Origin of the sequence: Kluyvera sp. 142486 (assembly GCF_046569695.1) — a bacterium.
Taxonomy (GTDB): domain Bacteria; phylum Pseudomonadota; class Gammaproteobacteria; order Enterobacterales; family Enterobacteriaceae; genus Kluyvera.
Map to the genome: position 1 here is coordinate 12637 of NZ_JBKHUI010000010.1, position 17659 is coordinate 30295.

Annotated in this window: 16 protein-coding genes; 6 read left to right on the top strand and 10 right to left on the bottom strand. The window is 48.4% G+C overall.

The annotated features are described in order from the left end of the window. Nucleotides 1-2 precede the first annotated feature (2 nt). Nucleotides 3-461 (bottom strand): DMT family transporter, encoded by a 459-nt coding sequence (locus ACLGE8_RS12355; protein ID WP_410998822.1) that lies wholly within the window; start codon nucleotides 459-461, stop codon nucleotides 3-5. 3 nt (nucleotides 462-464) lie between these two features. Then, nucleotides 465-899 (bottom strand): DMT family transporter, encoded by a 435-nt coding sequence (locus tag ACLGE8_RS12360; protein WP_410998824.1) that lies wholly within the window; start codon nucleotides 897-899, stop codon nucleotides 465-467. Between the two features lie 97 nt (nucleotides 900-996). Between ACLGE8_RS12360 and ACLGE8_RS12365 the strand changes: the two genes are divergently transcribed. The 4 genes from ACLGE8_RS12365 (at nucleotide 997) to ACLGE8_RS12380 (ending at nucleotide 4933) form a co-directional block, all read left to right on the top strand. Next, nucleotides 997-1932, top strand: a complete 936-nt coding sequence (locus tag ACLGE8_RS12365) for a LysR substrate-binding domain-containing protein (protein WP_410998826.1) — start codon at nucleotides 997-999, stop codon at nucleotides 1930-1932. A gap of 126 nt (nucleotides 1933-2058) precedes the next feature. Continuing rightward, nucleotides 2059-2772 carry an SDR family oxidoreductase gene (bdcA, locus tag ACLGE8_RS12370; protein WP_410999071.1) on the top strand — a complete coding sequence of 238 codons (714 nt, stop codon included), beginning with the start codon at nucleotides 2059-2061 and terminating at the stop codon, nucleotides 2770-2772. 148 nt (nucleotides 2773-2920) lie between these two features. Next, nucleotides 2921-3487 (top strand): DJ-1/PfpI family protein, encoded by a 567-nt coding sequence (locus ACLGE8_RS12375; protein WP_185666079.1) that lies wholly within the window; start codon nucleotides 2921-2923, stop codon nucleotides 3485-3487. 480 nt (nucleotides 3488-3967) lie between these two features. Further along, the gene (locus tag ACLGE8_RS12380; protein ID WP_410998828.1) at nucleotides 3968-4933 is read left to right on the top strand and encodes a hypothetical protein; all 966 of its coding nucleotides are present in this window, start codon (nucleotides 3968-3970) and stop codon (nucleotides 4931-4933) included. 471 nt (nucleotides 4934-5404) lie between these two features. Here the strand turns inward: ACLGE8_RS12380 and amyA are convergent, their stop codons facing one another. From amyA to ycgZ, 5 genes are all read right to left on the bottom strand, one after another. Beyond that, nucleotides 5405-6892, bottom strand: a complete 1488-nt coding sequence (gene amyA, locus ACLGE8_RS12385) for an alpha-amylase (RefSeq protein ID WP_410998830.1) — start codon at nucleotides 6890-6892, stop codon at nucleotides 5405-5407. 151 nt (nucleotides 6893-7043) lie between these two features. Further along, a complete protein-coding gene (locus ACLGE8_RS12390) occupies nucleotides 7044-7577 on the bottom strand; it encodes a LuxR family transcriptional regulator (RefSeq protein WP_410998832.1) in 534 nt (177 codons plus the stop codon). Nucleotides 7578-7649: 72 nt separating this feature from the next. Further along, on the bottom strand, nucleotides 7650-7913 hold the full coding sequence (locus tag ACLGE8_RS12395) for a biofilm development regulator YmgB/AriR family protein (protein ID WP_410998834.1): 264 nt from the start codon (nucleotides 7911-7913) through the stop codon (nucleotides 7650-7652). A 23-nt stretch (nucleotides 7914-7936) separates the two neighbouring features. Continuing rightward, entirely contained in the window at nucleotides 7937-8251 is a 315-nt protein-coding gene (locus ACLGE8_RS12400) for a hypothetical protein (RefSeq protein ID WP_410998836.1), read from the bottom strand. A 43-nt stretch (nucleotides 8252-8294) separates the two neighbouring features. Further along, nucleotides 8295-8531 carry a regulatory protein YcgZ gene (gene ycgZ / locus ACLGE8_RS12405; RefSeq protein WP_333496415.1) on the bottom strand — a complete coding sequence of 79 codons (237 nt, stop codon included), beginning with the start codon at nucleotides 8529-8531 and terminating at the stop codon, nucleotides 8295-8297. 320 nt (nucleotides 8532-8851) lie between these two features. On the opposite strand from ycgZ, the gene ACLGE8_RS12410 reads away from it, so the two are divergent. Next, entirely contained in the window at nucleotides 8852-10057 is a 1206-nt protein-coding gene (locus tag ACLGE8_RS12410; RefSeq protein WP_410998838.1) for a diguanylate phosphodiesterase, read from the top strand. Between the two features lie 163 nt (nucleotides 10058-10220). Further along, entirely contained in the window at nucleotides 10221-10952 is a 732-nt protein-coding gene (locus ACLGE8_RS12415) for a MerR family transcriptional regulator (protein WP_410998840.1), read from the top strand. 83 nt (nucleotides 10953-11035) lie between these two features. Here the strand turns inward: ACLGE8_RS12415 and ACLGE8_RS12420 are convergent, their stop codons facing one another. From ACLGE8_RS12420 to ACLGE8_RS12430, 3 genes are all read right to left on the bottom strand, one after another. Next, entirely contained in the window at nucleotides 11036-11905 is an 870-nt protein-coding gene (locus ACLGE8_RS12420) for an aldo/keto reductase (protein ID WP_410998842.1), read from the bottom strand. Nucleotides 11906-12181: 276 nt separating this feature from the next. After that, entirely contained in the window at nucleotides 12182-12478 is a 297-nt protein-coding gene (locus ACLGE8_RS12425) for a DUF406 domain-containing protein (RefSeq protein WP_410998844.1), read from the bottom strand. A gap of 347 nt (nucleotides 12479-12825) precedes the next feature. Continuing rightward, nucleotides 12826-17400, bottom strand: a complete 4575-nt coding sequence (locus ACLGE8_RS12430) for an AAA family ATPase (protein WP_410998846.1) — start codon at nucleotides 17398-17400, stop codon at nucleotides 12826-12828. Nucleotides 17401-17659: the final 259 nt, after the last annotated feature.

The window sequence follows — 17659 nt, forward strand, 5'->3', positions numbered from 1 at the left end:
TTTCACGCGCTAACCGCCGTTGTCTTACTGCTTGAATAGATAAAATAGAGCGCGATGCCTAAGCAAATCACCGCCGCCATACGGGTATAAGAGAAATGAATCGACGCGTTGTCCAACCAGCCAAAATGGTCAATCAACATACTCATCGCCAGTTGACCAAAAATGACAGCCACCGTCGCAACACCGGTACCAATTCGTTGTACCGCCACCACCATAATCACGATGTACGGCACGCCGAACATGGCCCCCATCAACTGCCATTTTGGCACATCCAGCAGCGTGACGGCCTGCACCGGCTCGAAATAGAGAATCATCAGCGCCGTGATAAGCGCCCCCACCGAAAAGGTCAGAAATGCGCTTTTCAGCACCCCAACCTGACTGCCAAGTCGCCCGTTGATTGCCGCCTGAATGCTCAGCATTGCGCCGCCCAAAATGGATAACAAGATCATGATAACTAACATTATTTACCCTCTTGCGACCAGCAACAGTGCCAGCAGAATAAACGCCAGCGCGTACAGTCGCCGTACGTTGATTTTACGATGCGGCGTGCCGAACAGACCGTAATGGTCAATCAGCAGGCTTTTGAAAACCTGCCCCGCCAGCACGCCAATCATGGTCATCGCCACGCCAATAATCGGTGCCGCTATGGTGAGAATCACCACGTACACCGGCCCAAGCACGCCGCCTAACAGCGTCCAACCCGGCTGGGCGAAAAATGAGGGTCCCGAACGCGGGCTGAAGAACAGCATCAGTAAAAACGTCAGTACCGCCCCGACGCCGAAGATGCTGAACGTCGCCCATAAATCCCCTACTTCCCCGCCGAGCGGCCCCAGAATACCGGCCTCGACCGATAATCCCATACCGCCAGCAATCACTAGCGCAATCAGTAACAGTTGCATCAATACACTCCCGTAGTTAACGGCGAGTGAAGATAGTCGATTTTGATTGACCTAAAAATGGTATAAGTGAAGAAACACTTTTTCAGGAATTGCATTAATGTTCGATTTCAGCGCGATGAATATCCGCACTCTAATGTTCTTTGTTGCGGTTTACGATGCCCAAAGTTTTTCAGTTGTTGCCCGCAAAGAAGGGGTATCGGCGTCAATGATTTCGCGCACGATGCAGCAGTTTGAAGAGGCCATTGGGCAGCAACTGTTTTATCGCAATACCCGTTCGGTCATACCGACTGAAGCCGCACGCCAGCTCATCGAACACGTCCGTGCGATTTCCGATGAGCTTGAGCGGGCGAAAGAGGCGCTGCAAAGTCGCGCTACCGCGCCGTCGGGTATCGTACGCATCAACGCGCCGGTCTTTTTTGGTCAACGACATATTGCCCCCGCCCTTATCGGGTTAACCGAACGCTATCCTGCATTGCAGGTTGAACTGACGCTGACCGACGACTTTGTCGACCCGCATCGGGAGGCGACCGACGTCATCTTTCGTATCGGCACACTCACTGACTCAGCCTTTCACGCCCGCGTGTTTGGCAATCAACATTACCATCTCGCTTCCTCACCCGCGTACCTGCAGCAGCACGGCGTGCCGCAATCACCTGACGACATCCGCCACCACGCCTGTCTGATTTATAGAGGCTCATCAGGCCCTAACCGCTGGCTATTGAGGCGAGGGGAATCTCCGTGGGTTCACTATCCGCTGTCGCCGCGACTGGTTTCCAATAACGCTGATGCACTGCTAACCGCAGCGCTAGGTGGCATGGGGCTGGTGTTATTTCCTGACTGGCTCATCGGTGACTGCCTGAAGAACGGTACGCTGGTTAAGCTGCTACCTGATTTTGATGCGGCGATCCGTACCGAGGCGCAGCAAATTGCCGCACTCTATCCGAACGCCCGCCATCCGCCGCTGAACGTACGCGCGGTCATTGATTATTACGTGGAAAGATTTGGTACCCCGCCGTACTGGCAAGTGAAGTAGAGCGCCCCGGCAGCGCAGCACTACATTCGCTGACGTAACGATTTGCACAGAACTATACTCCATGCTGGCAGTTTCGCCTGCCGGGGTGAAGTTCATCGTTTCGGTTCGAATATGAGGGGCGTAGTGATGACGGTTTTTCAGAACAAATCGGTACTGGTTCTCGGCGGCAGTCGCGGAATTGGCGCGGCGATTGTCCGGCGCTTTCGCACCGACGGTGCGTCGGTGGTATTCAGCTATTCCGGTTCGCAAGAGGCGGCAGAACGTCTGGCTACAGAAACGGGCAGCACCGCCGCGCGGGCAGATAGCGCCGATCGCGATGCGGTTATTGCACTGGTTAATCACAGCGGCCCGCTGGATATTCTGGTAATTAACGCCGGGATCATTCTCTTCGGCGATGCCCTCGAACAGGACAGCGATGCTGTCGACCGCCTGTTCCGTATCAATATCCACGCCCCCTACCACGCTGCCGTTGAGGCTGCGCGACAGATGCCCGACGGCGGGCGCATCATCGTGATTGGCTCGGTGAACGGCGACCGTATGCCGCTGCCAGGCCTTGCCGCCTATGCCGTCAGTAAATCAGCCTTACAGGGGCTGGCACGCGGCCTGGCACGTGATTTTGGCCCGTTGGGGATCACCGTAAACGTCGTCCAGCCCGGCCCCATTGATACCGATGCCAACCCCGAGGACGGGCCGCTGAAGGAGGTGATGCACAGCTTTATGGCGGTGAAACGGCACGGTCGCCCTGAAGGGGTGGCGAGTATGGTCGCCTGGCTAGCTGGGCCGGAAGCCGCTTTTGTTACAGGGGCGATGCACACCATCGACGGCGGATTCGGTGCCTGACCGACAATGGGCGGCTGGCGTCATGCCGCCCTTTTTTGACCGCCACATAACACATCGTCATATCCGTGACACAGCGCGCGCTTTGCGGTTCGCTATCCCCCCGTCGCCAGGCTATATCTTAGTCATCTTTACTCAACGAGGACGGGTTATGGCCGGCAAAAAGATTCTGATGTTGGTAGGCGATTATGCGGAAGATTATGAAACCATGGTGCCTTTTCAAGCGCTGCAGATGATTGGGCACCAGGTGGACGCGGTCTGCCCGGATAAGCCGAAAGGCGACTACATCATGACCGCTATTCATGATTTTGACGGCGCGCAGACCTACAGCGAAAAACCGGGGCACCGCTTTGTGCTTAACGCCGATTTTGCCAGCGTCAACGAAGCGGATTATGACGCGCTGCTGATCCCCGGCGGGCGTGCGCCTGAGTATCTGCGGCTGTATGAGGCGGTTATCAAGCTGGTGCAGGCTTTTGACGTGGCGAACAAACCTATTGCCGCCGTCTGCCACGGCCCGCAGCTGCTGGCAGCCGCTGGCGTGCTGAAGGGACGCACCTGTAGCGCCTATCCGGCATGTGCCCCGGAAGTGCGGCTAAGCGGCGGAGAATACGCGGAGATTGGTATCGATCAGGCGTATGTCGATGGTAATCTGGTCACCGCCCCGGCGTGGCCTGCGCATCCGCAGTGGCTGGCGAAGTTTGCCGAGCTTTTGCGATAACCCAACGGTTCACTAAACCCGTGCCTGATGTCGCTGCGCTTATCAGGCACTGAAATAGTCACTCATGCCCTGATGCAGTAAATAGAGTTCAAAATAGGCTAACTCTACTGGCAGGCTAAACACGTTTTAATGACCGAAACATCGCCAGATTAGCCTGTATTTTCTTTTTTATACACAAAACCCAACCCCCCCCGTATTCATACGCCTACCTCCTGATATTACAATGTATTTTTGAACTTCACTCACACTCTATAAATTGACATGAAATTATCTGCTACGCTTAATATTAGGTTTCATTCCACAACCGTATTTATATTTATCTTGCATTTGATGATGCTATCTAGCCCCATAGTTCACGACAAGGATTTTTGAAAGCATGTTTATGGCAATTAGTATTTTTAGGATTTTTCAATATACCTTACTCCGCTTAACAAAATACCATCTGATTCAGGATGCGATATTCACTAAAGGAAAATAGATATGACACATATTTATGACCAATCCATTAATAATCCTCAGGATCGTGTTATACCGCCACCACAAATCCCTATAAACACGAGTGCCGTATCATGGGGCGCAATTTTTGCTGGCGCCGCAGCGGCGACATCGTTGGCATTAATCATGCTGATGCTCGGAAGCGGATTAGGCCTCATGTCGGTTTCACCCTGGGAAAATCACGGTGTTGACGCGGGTACGATAGGTATCATTACGGTTGTCTGGCTGGCGTTCACACAGATAGTGGCATCAGGTATGGGAGGATATTTAGCAGGTCGACTACGTACCAAATGGGCTGATACACATATCGATGAAATTTACTTTCGCGATACTGCTCACGGTTTCTTAACCTGGGCAGTGGCGCTACTGGTCTCTACAGTACTGCTCACCACGACGGCAGGTTCTATCGTCGGAGGAAGTGTTAAAGCAGTGGGTTCGGTTACGGGTGGCGCGGCAAATTTAACGAGTGCTGCAACGTCATTACCGGCAACATCAATAACCTATTTCGTTAATTCGATGTTCCGCACAGCAGCCTCCTCCCAACCGGCGAACCAGCCTACCGCCGTAGATACTTCCTCAGTCTCTCCCGCTGGGAACGCTATGGATGCTCCTCATCATAACCTTTCTCCTGCTCAGTTAGCTGAGATTACCGGCATTTTTGCCAACAGCATAAGCACGGGGGCATTGCCTCAGGAGGACGTACAGTATGTAGCTCAGACCATTTCCCAAAGCACCGGTATCAATCAACAAGAGGCCGAGCAGCGGGTCAAAACAACCTATGACAAAGCACAAACCAAATTAAAAGAGGCGAAAGTCAAAGCTCAACAGGTTACGGATGCTGCACGTAAAACCACAAGCTATATCATGCTATGGACATTCATCTCCCTGTTGATTGGTGCTTTCACCGCAAGCCTGTGCGCCACTTTTGGCGGTCGTCAGCGTGATTTATAACACTATTTACGGAGGCTAAAATGCGCTCATTACTACTGTTCTTTTTAGGTGTCCCTATCCCTATTATTATTTTGATTGCGTTGTTTGTACATTAATCACATAAACCATACACATCGATTAATGGCATCACCGTAGCAACCCCTAAATGTCATTCTGATATTAGGGGTTGTTGCTTTATGAAACACATTTTTATTAACTATGGTGCCCCATTGCTTATATGACGAATTCCCTGGTGAAAGCGAAAAATCGCCAGAGTTAACTATCCGATATTTAAGGGAATGACAAAGCTAAGGGCGGCCGTTAGATTTTCATTGGGCAGGCTGAATTACAGCAGATAATAGTAAGACGTGGTCAGCAGAATGCTGACCACGTCTTAAGACTTAAACCTTTTAGCGACTTGCTTTACCGTGATTCTCTCTTTAGCCAGAACCCTGAGCTGGCAGGATTCTGGCTATGAAATAAGCGCACATTTTACAGCACATCCTCCATCACCCATACGCTGACGCTGCCCCCCTGGCAAGTAAAAGTCCCTGAACCTGCCGCATCGGTCACCACCGTTTCTTCCCGATTGTTGAGGAAATCTCTCCAGCTTTTGTTGCCGTAGTTTTCGCCCAGCGTAATATTTTTTTCGCCATCATCACCGTTGGACAGCACAACAACACAGCCCGGTGCCTCTTGGGTACCGCTGCGGCTAAATGCAATGCAGTTTGGATGATCGAAGAACAGCGTCTGGACCCCATGCGCAAAACGCTGACGTGCGTCAATCAGTTCATGTAACTGATGAATGGCCGGCATATCAATCTTGTAGGCATTGCCATCACGGCCGGTGTCTTCGTAAGAGGCGCCAAAAAGATCGGGATAAAACACCGAGGGAACCCCATTTTCGCGCAACAGAATTAAGGCATAAGCCAGCGGTTTAAACCAGGCTTCAACCGGCGCTTCCAGGGCCTGAAGAGGTTGGGTATCGTGATTTGCCACCAGGGTTACGGCATGAAAAGGATCGGCTTCAACAAGGGTACCTGTAAAAATCTGGCTCAGATCGTAGTCTTTTCCTTGACGGGACGCTTCGTGGAACTTCATCTGCAGAGGCGCATCAAACAAAAGCGTCTGGCCATCGACCTGGCTAATATAGTTCTGTAGTTTACCCACCTCGTGTGACCAGTATTCCGCCACAATAAACAGAGGTTGCGGCGCCACTTCCTGCACGTGCTCAATCCACTCTTTATAGAACCAGGCTGGAATGTGTTTGACCGCATCGAGACGAAAACCGTCACACTGCGTTTGTTCCAACATCCAACGGGCCCAGAACTTCAACTCCTCGGTCACGGCATGGTTACGAAAATCAGTGTTGGCGCCCATCAGATAGTCAAAGTTACCCATTTCGTCATCGACCTGATCGTTCCAGCCTTCACCGCTATAATCATTAACGATTTTAAAAACGCCGTTTTCATCAGGGTTCTCTATATGGTCGATACCGTTAAAACATTTATGATCCCAGATGAATTGAGAATATTGCCCAGCGCGAGCTGGATAGGTGTACTTAGACCACACATCACACTCAATCACTTCTTCGTCAATCTGCGTGCGGTCATGCTCATTAACGCGCTGGACCTGTATACGCTCTTTCTCATCAGCACCCATTTTGTGGTTCAGTACCACGTCCATCAGTACCGCGATATCATGCTTTTTTAAGGCGGAAATGGCGGAAAGGAGCTGCGCTTTATCACCGTATTTAGTAGGAACAGACCCTTTTTGATCGAATTCGCCAAGGTCGAACAAGTCGTAGCTATCGTACCCTACCGAGTAACCACCGGACGCGCCTTTGTAAGCCGGAGGCAACCAAACCATATTAATGCCAATCTCATTCAGGTGTGGAGCAAGCGCTTCAACTTCACGCCACAACTCACCACCCTCTGGGTAATACCAATGAAAGCATTGTAATAACGTGGGGTTGACCATTATCCTTTACTCCCAAAAACGTTAATAAATTATTGTAGAACGCAATGATTCATTCAGTATAACGAAGTAATCACATTCCACACGACATCCACTCCATCGGATATCGTGATAAAGGTTATTGATTGGGAATAAGCTAAAAATCAAGCGGTTACTATGCTGAAACCACCCATCGTTTGAATACATCGCTTTTCAGCGTTGTGAAGAAATTGACGAGATTGGTACAACCTAATTTTGTAATTAACTTTTGTCTGTTTTGATAGACTGTCTTGTAATGAAGTTTATTAAGCGTGGCAATTTCTTGCACGCTTTTCCCAGAACTAAACTGATCAATAAAAGCCTTGTCTCGATCAGTTAGCACTATTTTCTCAGTTCTTTTCCTGACTTTTTCTCCATCCGAGGCAATGTCTTTGATGCTACGTTGCAGGGTAGAGAGATCGCTGCGGGCATTAAGCCTGAACATTTTAAAATCGCTGAGAAAATAATACATATCGCCCTGCGTCAGCAATACCAGACGATGGGTAGATAAATCATAATTCTGTGCCTTAACTGCATAATAATTTTCGATAGTAAAAAAGACAAAGTGTTTAAGTGCTGGTGCTGAGAACGACTTTTCAAGCAGGGTCTCAAGCCCATACTGTAGGTAAACATCACTGACCCAGATATCTGCTGTTTTCACTCGCTTCATTTTAGGCTCCGGATATTTAATCATTTTATATTTTTGCTACGTACTTACTTTGTTGACAACGCGTTCAGGGGACTAAAAATCATCGACGGTATGGCTCACAACAATTTCCAGCGTTTTGCGAATAATATCAGCTTGAACAACCCCTTCAGCGCATTCGAGTGATTTAATAAGACAAATAATCAGGTTTTTATTCGTCAATGGCATACGTGCCTCAAGCATCTCCTGAGCCACATCACCTAACAGTTTAGTTTCCTCTGCCATCGCCTCACCGGAGCGGGAGAAAAAGTTTTCGAGCGTTTTGTCAGACAACGAAATAGTAAATGGTTGAGTCTGCATCGTTATTTTCCTGTAGAGGTAAGTTAATGTAATTTATTCATTTTGTGCAAAACTGTGCGCTGTCTCTTTTCATTACCGGGTTTCTCTTCACTGATATCCTCATCGTCTTCCCGGCGTATCATTCCTGTATCTGACGTGAATTTTTTGACGCTTATTGAGAGCTCAGCGATCAATTCCTGCAAAGCTTCATGGCGTGCTGGATCGGTCTCCACTTTTTGTATTTTGCGTAGTTGCATAAGCAGCGCGTATTCGGATATCGGACTTTTCTGACTCAGTAGCGCCAGTATGCCCTGTCCGATAAGCTCGTTACGGATCTGCGTTTTGATTAGCGTCTTCATAGCATGGGTGTCTTACTTATATTTCCGGTTTCACAGAAATGATTTAGTCAAACAACATTCCAATCAGACGATTGCAGTGTGCTTCCTCTTCGGTGTTTTGAACTTTATCAAGCCGGGAGAGCAGTTTTGTGCAAATCGCTTTACGATTCAGGCTGCGCCCATCATGTAAAATTTCAGCCACTATCTCACCAAGAATCAGGTGTTGTGTCGGTAACTCCGCCTTAGCAAAGTAGCGGGTAATCGCTGCGGCCGAATCGGCGCCTGGAAGTGATTTCTGCATTGTCTCTCCGGTTATTGGCAGGGGGTAATGCTTTCGTTAAATAAACTTAGCAAACTTATACAAAAAATGTGTACAAATTTATTGCGCAACAATTAGCAAAAAGTGCTTACACTTTAAAATCAACAAGATATATAGTTTTATTGTTTTTGAAATACATATGCATCTGTACGGTTAATCAACAACATAAAAAAAACCTGTACAAGAATGGGCAAACCACTTTCTTCTGGTTAACTAATTGTGAAAATAATGTTTATAAAATAAGCATTTGAAGAACTTATCTGTTAGCCTTTCCTTCCCCCCACTTTGTCATTGGACATGCTATGCTCACCACGCTTATCTACCGCAGTCGATTATGCGACTCCGTTCCTTTCAGGGACGTAGAGACGATGATCTCCGCGGCCAATCTCAAGAACGAGCATGAAAGCGTTACCGGAATTCTGCTGTTTAATGGACTTCATTTTTTACAGCTCTTAGAGGGCCCAGAGAATTCCGTCAAAACTATCTACCAACAAATCTGCAAAGATGTCAGACATTACAATGTTGTAGAGCTGATGTGTGACTACGCCCCGGCTCGGCGTTTTGGAAAAGCCGGGATGGAGCTATTTGATTTACGTAAACACGATCAGGATGATGTTTTGCAGGCAGTGTTAGATAAGGGGACCAGTCGGTACCAGCTGACCTTCAGCGATCGCGCGCTGCAATTCGTCAGAACCTTCGTGCTGACAGATGGTAAAGACAGCGTTTATGAGATCCCACCCGCCGACAGCTGGCATTTTGTACCCAACATCATCAGCGAACGTAATGCCTTAGCTGGTGTAGCCGAAGAGATATGCTTTCAGCCATTGATTGATCCGCTATCCAGGGAAATTGTGTCGCTAGAGGCACGAAAGCGTCACCCTGACCGGGCCGTATCTGCCCATGATTTGGCTGATAACGACATATATCAGACTGACCTGATGGCAAAAAAAGCTGCTTTCTACGCCGGTGCCCAACTTCTGGCTCGTTCCGGCGTACTGTCAGTCAGTCTGATGCCCATGACGCTGGTAAAAGAACCTGGCGCCGTAGATTTTCTACTTACCGAAATTGCCGCGAATGGCCTGGTTCCCGAGCAGATTGAGGTTCAGTTCACCGAAAGCGAAATCATCTCACGGTTTGATGAATTCGCCGGAGCTGTTAAAGGGCTTAAAGCCGCTGGGATAAGTGTGGCTATCGACCATTTCGGCTCAGGCTTTGCGGGTCTACAGCTATTGGCACGTTTTCAGCCTGACCGTATAAAAATCAGCCAGGACTTGATCACGGATGTCCACAAAAGTGGCCCTCGGCAGGCTATTATTCATGCCATTATCAAATGCTGTTCATCGCTTGAAATCCGGCTCTCCGTCGACGGCGTCGTAAACGCAGAAGAGTGGATGTGGCTTGAGTCCGCAGGAATTGAGCACTTCCAGGGGACGCTCTTTTCAACGCCCGAATGCAATAGAATTCCGGACATTGCGTGGCCAGAAAAGAGGTATAATGCCGAAATCTGACGGTTCAATAATCCATTGAGTCATGGACGAGATTCCGAAATATGCCCCAAGAGTTTGACCCCTCTTCGGGCATTGAGTAAATATTTAACTTAGTGCTGTATCTTAAATAGACTTAATAGTCGCTTAACACCGCCTTCATCAGGACAGTGCTAATAGGGGAAATATGTCGAGTTATAGCATTGGTGAAGTTGCCGAGAGATGCGGAATCAACCCGGTCACACTGCGAGCGTGGCAAAGACGTTATGATCTGCTCAAACCTCAGCGTACTGAGGGTGGGCACCGTCTTTTTGATGAAGAAGATATTCAGCGTATCGAAGAAATTAAGGCCCTGATTAAGAGCGGCACTTCGGTCGGGAAAATTAAAGCGTTGCTGGATGCAGAAAAATCCGTTCCAGCTGATAACAGCCATGCCTTGCAGGAGAATCTGATGACCGTACTCAGATTAGCCTCTCCAGCAAAACTCCGGGCAAAACTGGTGATGCTGACGCGCGAACATACCGTACCTGAATTGATCGATAACATTATCAATCCGGTCCGTCAGCGTCTGACGCTAGATAATCAGACCGGTAAAATGGTCTCGGGGATGCTGGAAGGCATTCTAGCTGAACTGGCGGCGGCATCACTGAGTGATTCTCGTCGTAAGCCAGGTAAGGAAGCGCTGATAATGGCATGGGACATCGAAGACAGAACCGGCCTCTGGCTTGAGGCATGGCGCCTGTCTCAGGAAGGCTGGCACCTCACTGTCATACCAGAATTTGTCTCATCGCCGCGCCCGGAACTGTTTCCGGGACAAACATTATATGTCTGGACCGGAAAAACAACGTCCATCAGACAGACTGAACTTCTTCAGTATTGGTCAGAACAGGGATATGTGGTCAAGGTGCACCAGGCGTGATGCTTCACTGAAGCATCACGTTGTAGGCAGGATAAGCGAAGCACCATCCAGCCTACCGTTTGTCGCATCAACGATGACAATGTTCAATCATGGATTTTCACCCCGAGACAGCCACGCACAAATTCCGGATTAAAATGCTTCACCGCCTCGCCGACGTAGCCTAAATCCAGCGCGCTGATTTGCGCCATTTCCCCCTCGGTCAGCGAGAAATCCCAGATTGCAAAATTCTCGGCAATACGTTCCCGGCGGGTAGATTTAGGGATCACCGTGACGCCACGCTGCACGTTCCAGCGCAGGACCACCTGGGCTACCGTTTTTTGATGCGCCTCGGCAATCCCCTGCAACATTTTATCTTCATGTGCCTGATGTCTGCCGCCGCCTAATGGTGCCCAGGCTTCTGCTTGAACGTTGTAGCGTTTCATAGTCTCAAGCGCTTCAGGCTGAGCAAAATAAGGGTGAAGCTCCACCTGGTTTACCATCGGCTTAACGCTGACGGTTTCACAGAAGTTGGTTAACACATGGGCATAGAAGTTCGATACGCCAATGGCCTTCAGTTTCCCGGCAGCATATGCCTCTTCCAGCGCACGCCAGGCGCTGAAATAGTCGCCCATCGCCTGATGCAGTAAATAGAGATCGAAATAAGCTAAGCCTGATTTCTTCAGTGACGCGTCAATACCAGCTTTTGCAGCATCATAGTTTGCCATGTCCTGTACCCACAGCTTGGAGGTGATAAACAGCTCTTCGCGGGTGCACAGGCCTTCGGCAATCGCTTCACGAACGGCATCACCCACGGCATCTTCGTTGCCGTAGACGGCGGCGGTATCAATCAAACGATAGCCCGTGCGAATAGCGGTTAGCACCGACTGTTTGCATTCTTCTTTATCGGTGACCTTAAAAACGCCAAAACCCAGCATCGGCATTTTGAGGTTGTTACTTAAAACGGAATATTCCACGGTATGGCTCCCGGCAGGTTAAAACATGATTTTAGGACAGAAACATCATGAGGATTAGTTGGCAATCCGTGATTTGACTTATGCAGTGAATTCATTAATAGCACTTCACCTGTTTTGCAGGTTGCCATTGATTAATGAAAAATTTGAGCGGTGATGATATGGGAAAGAACGAGGGATTGTAGAGGGAAAAAGCGCTAGTGAAGGCGTGTGGCGATGACGCAGAATGCATCCCACACGCCGAACAGGTAGCCTGTTATGGCATCAGAAACGCTACGCTTAGAATGCCGATCTCAATGATAATTCGAAAATAATCATTTCAGCCTGGCAAGAGAACGTCACCGAAGCGTTCAGCTTAATGTCGTTATCGGCTTTCACAACCTGATAAGTCACCACCGCGTCTTCATCCGATGACGCTGCTGCGGCCAGTTTCTTAATTTTCGCCGCGGCGAGCTCGGCTTCATTTTCCGATGAGAAGATACGCTCAATAACGCTGGTACAATTATCATTCTCAATGATGGTACCAATATCGATTGCACACCCTTTGGTACTGCATTTATCTACTACGTCTTTCATGATGATAACCTCGTATGTTTCTTACCACGATAAGACTCCACCGATGGAAAGTCCAACCATTAATAGGGTTAAAGATTACCGTTTTTGAGATTAAACGCTGTGTATTTGCCAGTAAGTCGATTTTATTACTTAACCTAAGCGAATGCCTGATGTTTTCAACCATTCGTGGTGGTCGCCTGACATTATCAGGCAACCGGTTCTTATCAGTGCTTAGTTACGTACTCATTCCATAACATCCTTTATCTTATCTAGGACTGAGATCGCAAAAATGGGGATAACACAGGTACTCGATCCAACATTTATAAACTGCGAGTCATCGGCACCGCCTACATCACGATCTAAGGAGATCATGGTCGCTCCGCTGCTTTTAACCAATCGGCTATCCCCTGACCCCCTAAGGAAAGTAACATATCTTGTATGGCTACAACGCGTTGTAGCATTGAGCCACAATCAGACTCCTCGCGTTCTTCTGCTTCCGTAAAAAGTCGGGTCATTAACTGAGTGAGATTATCACTATGGTCATACAAGCGTTGTTTGCTACGACCTGCGTAGGTTAAGTAGATTTCAGTTGCTGCTAAAGCATGCGATGGGTCCTGTAGAGAAATTACATTAAGCCATTCGTGAAACCCGAAGAAACGAGGGGGTTTCTTCTCACTATCGCTATCGTTTTCAAATACTGAAAAACAACGACTAATCAGCCCCGTCGGAACAAAAACTGCTTCGCCTTTATAGTGGAAAATGCGAACCATCTTACCCGCAACTTCCAGGGCATGGCGGCCGCCAGCATTTAAACCCGCACTAATACCCGCCAAGCACTGCTCCCGGTGCTGTCGTATATTTTCAGCGTTCGTCCAGACGGTGGTTGCACCGTGCCAGGCCTCTGTGTTGTCCAGGATATTTAAGTCGTTTAGAAATTCATCGAAGTAGATGTGTCGAGTCATGGCAGCTAAAGCCGAAATGCGCCCCCATGTTTCCAAATCTTTACCACATCCCTCTCTGCAAAGCCGCGCTAATAAAGGCTTCACTACCTCAAAATGTCTGTGGTACGCATAATAAAGGCATCGCTCAGCAATTTGCCAAAGTCCACCTGCATTCTGCATGACGAGGTAGAACAAATCCCAACCGAAATCGAAAGATTTGCTTTGTAAATATGGTAAGCGACGCAGGATCATAGCGCGAACCGCCGGATGATCGTCACGGGCGAAACGGTGCAATGTGGGTGCCAGCAACTCTGGAAATTCGTTGTTCTGCTCTCGAAAATTATCAGCAAGGATCATCAAGGCTTCGGCAACAGCACCTTTTGCCATGTTGAGTCCTAAACCAATCAAACCGACCGAGTCCCCCTTGATAGGGTCTTCTTCATGGAGTCCTGCAAAATCTATGGCTAAAAATATTAATTGCTCAGCATTTAGCGGGTCATGTATGACATGCGAGCATGCTTCAAGGGCTTTAGCCGCAGAACGGCGATGCCTCCAGTACATTGGATGTCTTTCCAGTTCATCAAGAATCTGGCTTGCCAGGAAGGAAGCATCTGGTTCTTGGAGCGGCTTCCATGTTTCGTCAGCCTTCAAGTTGCCATGACGATGGGCCAGATATGTGGAAACCCCACTCATGACGTCATCACGAAAACTTTCAGGTATCTCCGCCCAATGATTAGATAATAGGCCCAAAAATCGGGAAGGATGACGAGAAGAGGCCTCTCTTAATTGCCAGCCCACCTCACGTTCACCGCCGACCAGGAAATCAACATCATCCCAATGTGAGTGGCCCTCATAGTGGGCCAGTAATTTCAAAATCCCGCTATCACTGGCACTGAGAAATTCCTCAAATGAAAATGGCGCTCTAACAATACCACCATGAGAATGGATTTCAGGCTGGAGGAACAATACTCCTGCTTTTTTCTCATACTCATCCACCACCGCCTGCGCTTCGAATGAACGCAGATAGCAAGGAATCGGTAAGATCAATTTTGCTTGAGCCTTTAATTTCCAAAGTATGGATTCGTCGGAAACATATTCATTTCGCACAGTCAAAATATTCTCCATCACCCTATCTTGTACAGGGACTGAAAGAGACTTGAATGCGGATTGTATTAACTCACCTAATTCAAAAGAAAGTTCAAACTCCAGCAGATACCGGTCAGACAACATGTGGCCTATAAGGTCAATATTGGTTTCAGGCGATTCGGTACAGGCAAGTATGCCAAAGTAGAGCAATGCGCCTTCGTCATTGTAACAAATACGTTCGCAGTTTTTTTGCCACCAGTCTGAGTGTGTTTTTGCGTGGTGAAGAATGCCAGCTTCAACTGCATTAAACAGAACTTTCATGCTGTCCACATGGTGTATATCCCGCTGGCTATGACTATTTTCATATGAAGTCTCATCCAGGAAACCATGTCGATAGCCTGTACGGAGTTCGCCATATAGTGATTCTCTGATATGGCTCCAGTACTCTATTGAATCTAAGGCAAAACCCAGCAAAGTTGGGGATTGCACCATACGTTGCTGGAGGAAGTTTTCATTTCTACTCCCAAATTCATGGGGCTGGCAACGTATTTTATTATCGAGTCTATATTGCAGTATATCCTCATCAGTGAGGCCATCCGTAATATAACGCCAGAGTAAAGCATCCCCCATCACGCCGGTCGCCACACAATTAGCAATAACCTCACCAAGGGAACTGTACTCGGGAAGCGGCATATCAAGCAATCGCGCCAGCAATGGAACAACACGCGATAGATTTTCAGACTTAATTCCTGAAAGATGCATTGCCAGCTGATCCGCAACACTATTGCCATCAAACCAATCCAGCGTCAGCGCTTCCATCCAGAATGACACTACACCTTCAGTATCAGCATTACTCCATTGAGCGATACGATGAACATGTATCCCTACGCCTTCGGCATCCCGGGTCGCTTTTAAGCAGGGAATCAGGTTGTTAATCCAGAAACGATGCCACTCAATCGAACATCCCGCGGCATAAACCACCTGAAAAACTTCACGATTTTTTTCACGTAGTTCTCGTATCAATGACCAGTCGTCATCCTGAGGTTTTTGTTCGGCAAACGATTCGGCCACCAAGCGTCTGATATGGAAGGCCGCGTTACCCGTCAATACCGTCCTGAGTTGTTTCCTGAATTCGCGGCGCTCACCCAGCGCCAACTGAGCGATAAAACTCCGAATACTGGGACGTACAAATGGAACAGGTGGTAAGCTGTGTATGAACTCATTCAATGTGACGCCATGACGAATGGCTCCACTTATGACAAGCACATCCAGCAGGGTTTGATGACCAAAAGTTAGCTTCCCATCCTGTGTCTCCTGCAATACATTGAGACTACACAGTTTTCGCTGTATGCCCTGAGAGGCTGTGAAACGTTGATGCGGCGCGACTAAGCTTCGCATTTTCAGCATTTCTGACGCGATAGCTTCAATCGCTCGCATAGCATTATCCCCTAATTCGCTATCGGCAAGTACGATAGTATTGAGATAGCGTTGCGCCAGTGCCTGGCTGGTCACCACATTGAAACTACCGCCTCTTCGGGCCAACTCAACAAATAATGCCAACTCACGCGGATTGCGAATTAGCTCGCGAGTATCAGCATCAATAGCCGCTGTCGCTATCCCTAACGTACCAAGCAATGGGGAAATTTCGTTGTCCCAGTCCAGTGGCTGGCACTTTAATTCACAATCCCAATGTCGTTCGGCAATTCTTCTGTCGTAATGTTTGTCAAAATCGCGACACGCGGTAATAACGGTGAGGTTGGGGATAAGCAGCAGGCGGTCGATCTGAGCAAGAAAATACTGTAGTACACGATGTTCACGTGCGATGGACAATACATCCAAAGAATCAACAACAACTACCACATGGGTGTCTTCAGCCAGCCTTGCTGCTTCCTCAACCCATTGTTGCGACAGCCCCTGAGCCTGACGCTCTTCCGATGTAGTCAGGTCGGCAAACTCACGTGATTGAATAAAGAGAGGCACGATATCTGGATGGCTTTTTGCTCGCTCTTCCAACGCTTCCTGCAACGCCAGCATCACACAGGTTTTTCCTGAACCAGGGAGACCCGTAAGCAAGATGGATCTTTTTCGGGCATCAATGGCGGCAAGGAGTTCATCCACTATTGGGCTGACAATACGCTCCCCCGCGATATCCCGCCGCCAAGACCGACCAATAGCAGAAGTACTGATAAAAGAATGACGTATCTCTGCGAGGTCCATGGGGGGAACCAGTGTTGCCCCTGCCTGTTGGATAATGCTGCGAATATTGTGTTTAGTTAAGCGATGCTGAACCGCAGTAGATGACCTATTACCATTCATACGTGCGCCCAGTTGGTCGAGTTTCATCCAGAGAGCATTGAATGCAGAATCAGTATTGCTCACCAGGTTTCGTAAACGTTCGTGTAGCAATTCTTTCATCCGGTCTAAATCATCGCTGGTCACAAAATTGGTTCGACTCAGGAATTCAAACGTTGAAAGGCTGGGGGCAGTTCTCGCCAACTGTTCTGACAAATTGTCATCCAGCACCCGCTGCGCTTTCCCTAAGCTTTGTTGATAGCTGCTTTCGTCTGGTTGAGATGAACTGTGCTCTTTAAGTTTTGCAAGGTCACCAAAGTTATTGCGGGAATAGAAGCGAACATTCACCTTTGGATTATCGGCCAGTAGAAGGAAGGCTTTATCCAGCTCATCAGCAAGCTCAGCTATCGTCCAAGCCTTAAAATCGGTTTGATTTTTTTTGCATTGACAGGCGATCAAAGAGCCATCAACTTTACCAATGACGACATCATCAACGGAGTACCTTACCGAGTCGACCTCAAGCCATTGAAAATCCTGATCGGATAGGACTGTCAACGCCCAATCAAATGCTACCAGTGTCTGGTATCCATCACCACGATTGGAACGTATGCCTGCAATACTCATCAATTGTTCTCCCTTCGGAGGGCATTCATTCCCTCGTTCATACTAACGTCAGCAGCACCAATATTATTGATTATGTCTGCGCCCAATGTAGGCAGCTCTAGGGCGTTAAAACTCAGTAATTTCAGCTATTATCATTAAAGATTTGCTTCAGCAAAGATGTAGTCGTTCAGTACTTACCTGCTTCTTATTCTGAGGTAATCCGGTCGCCAAATAACATTAGTGCTGTGTAACCGTGTTATCGATATAGCCACTGCAACCC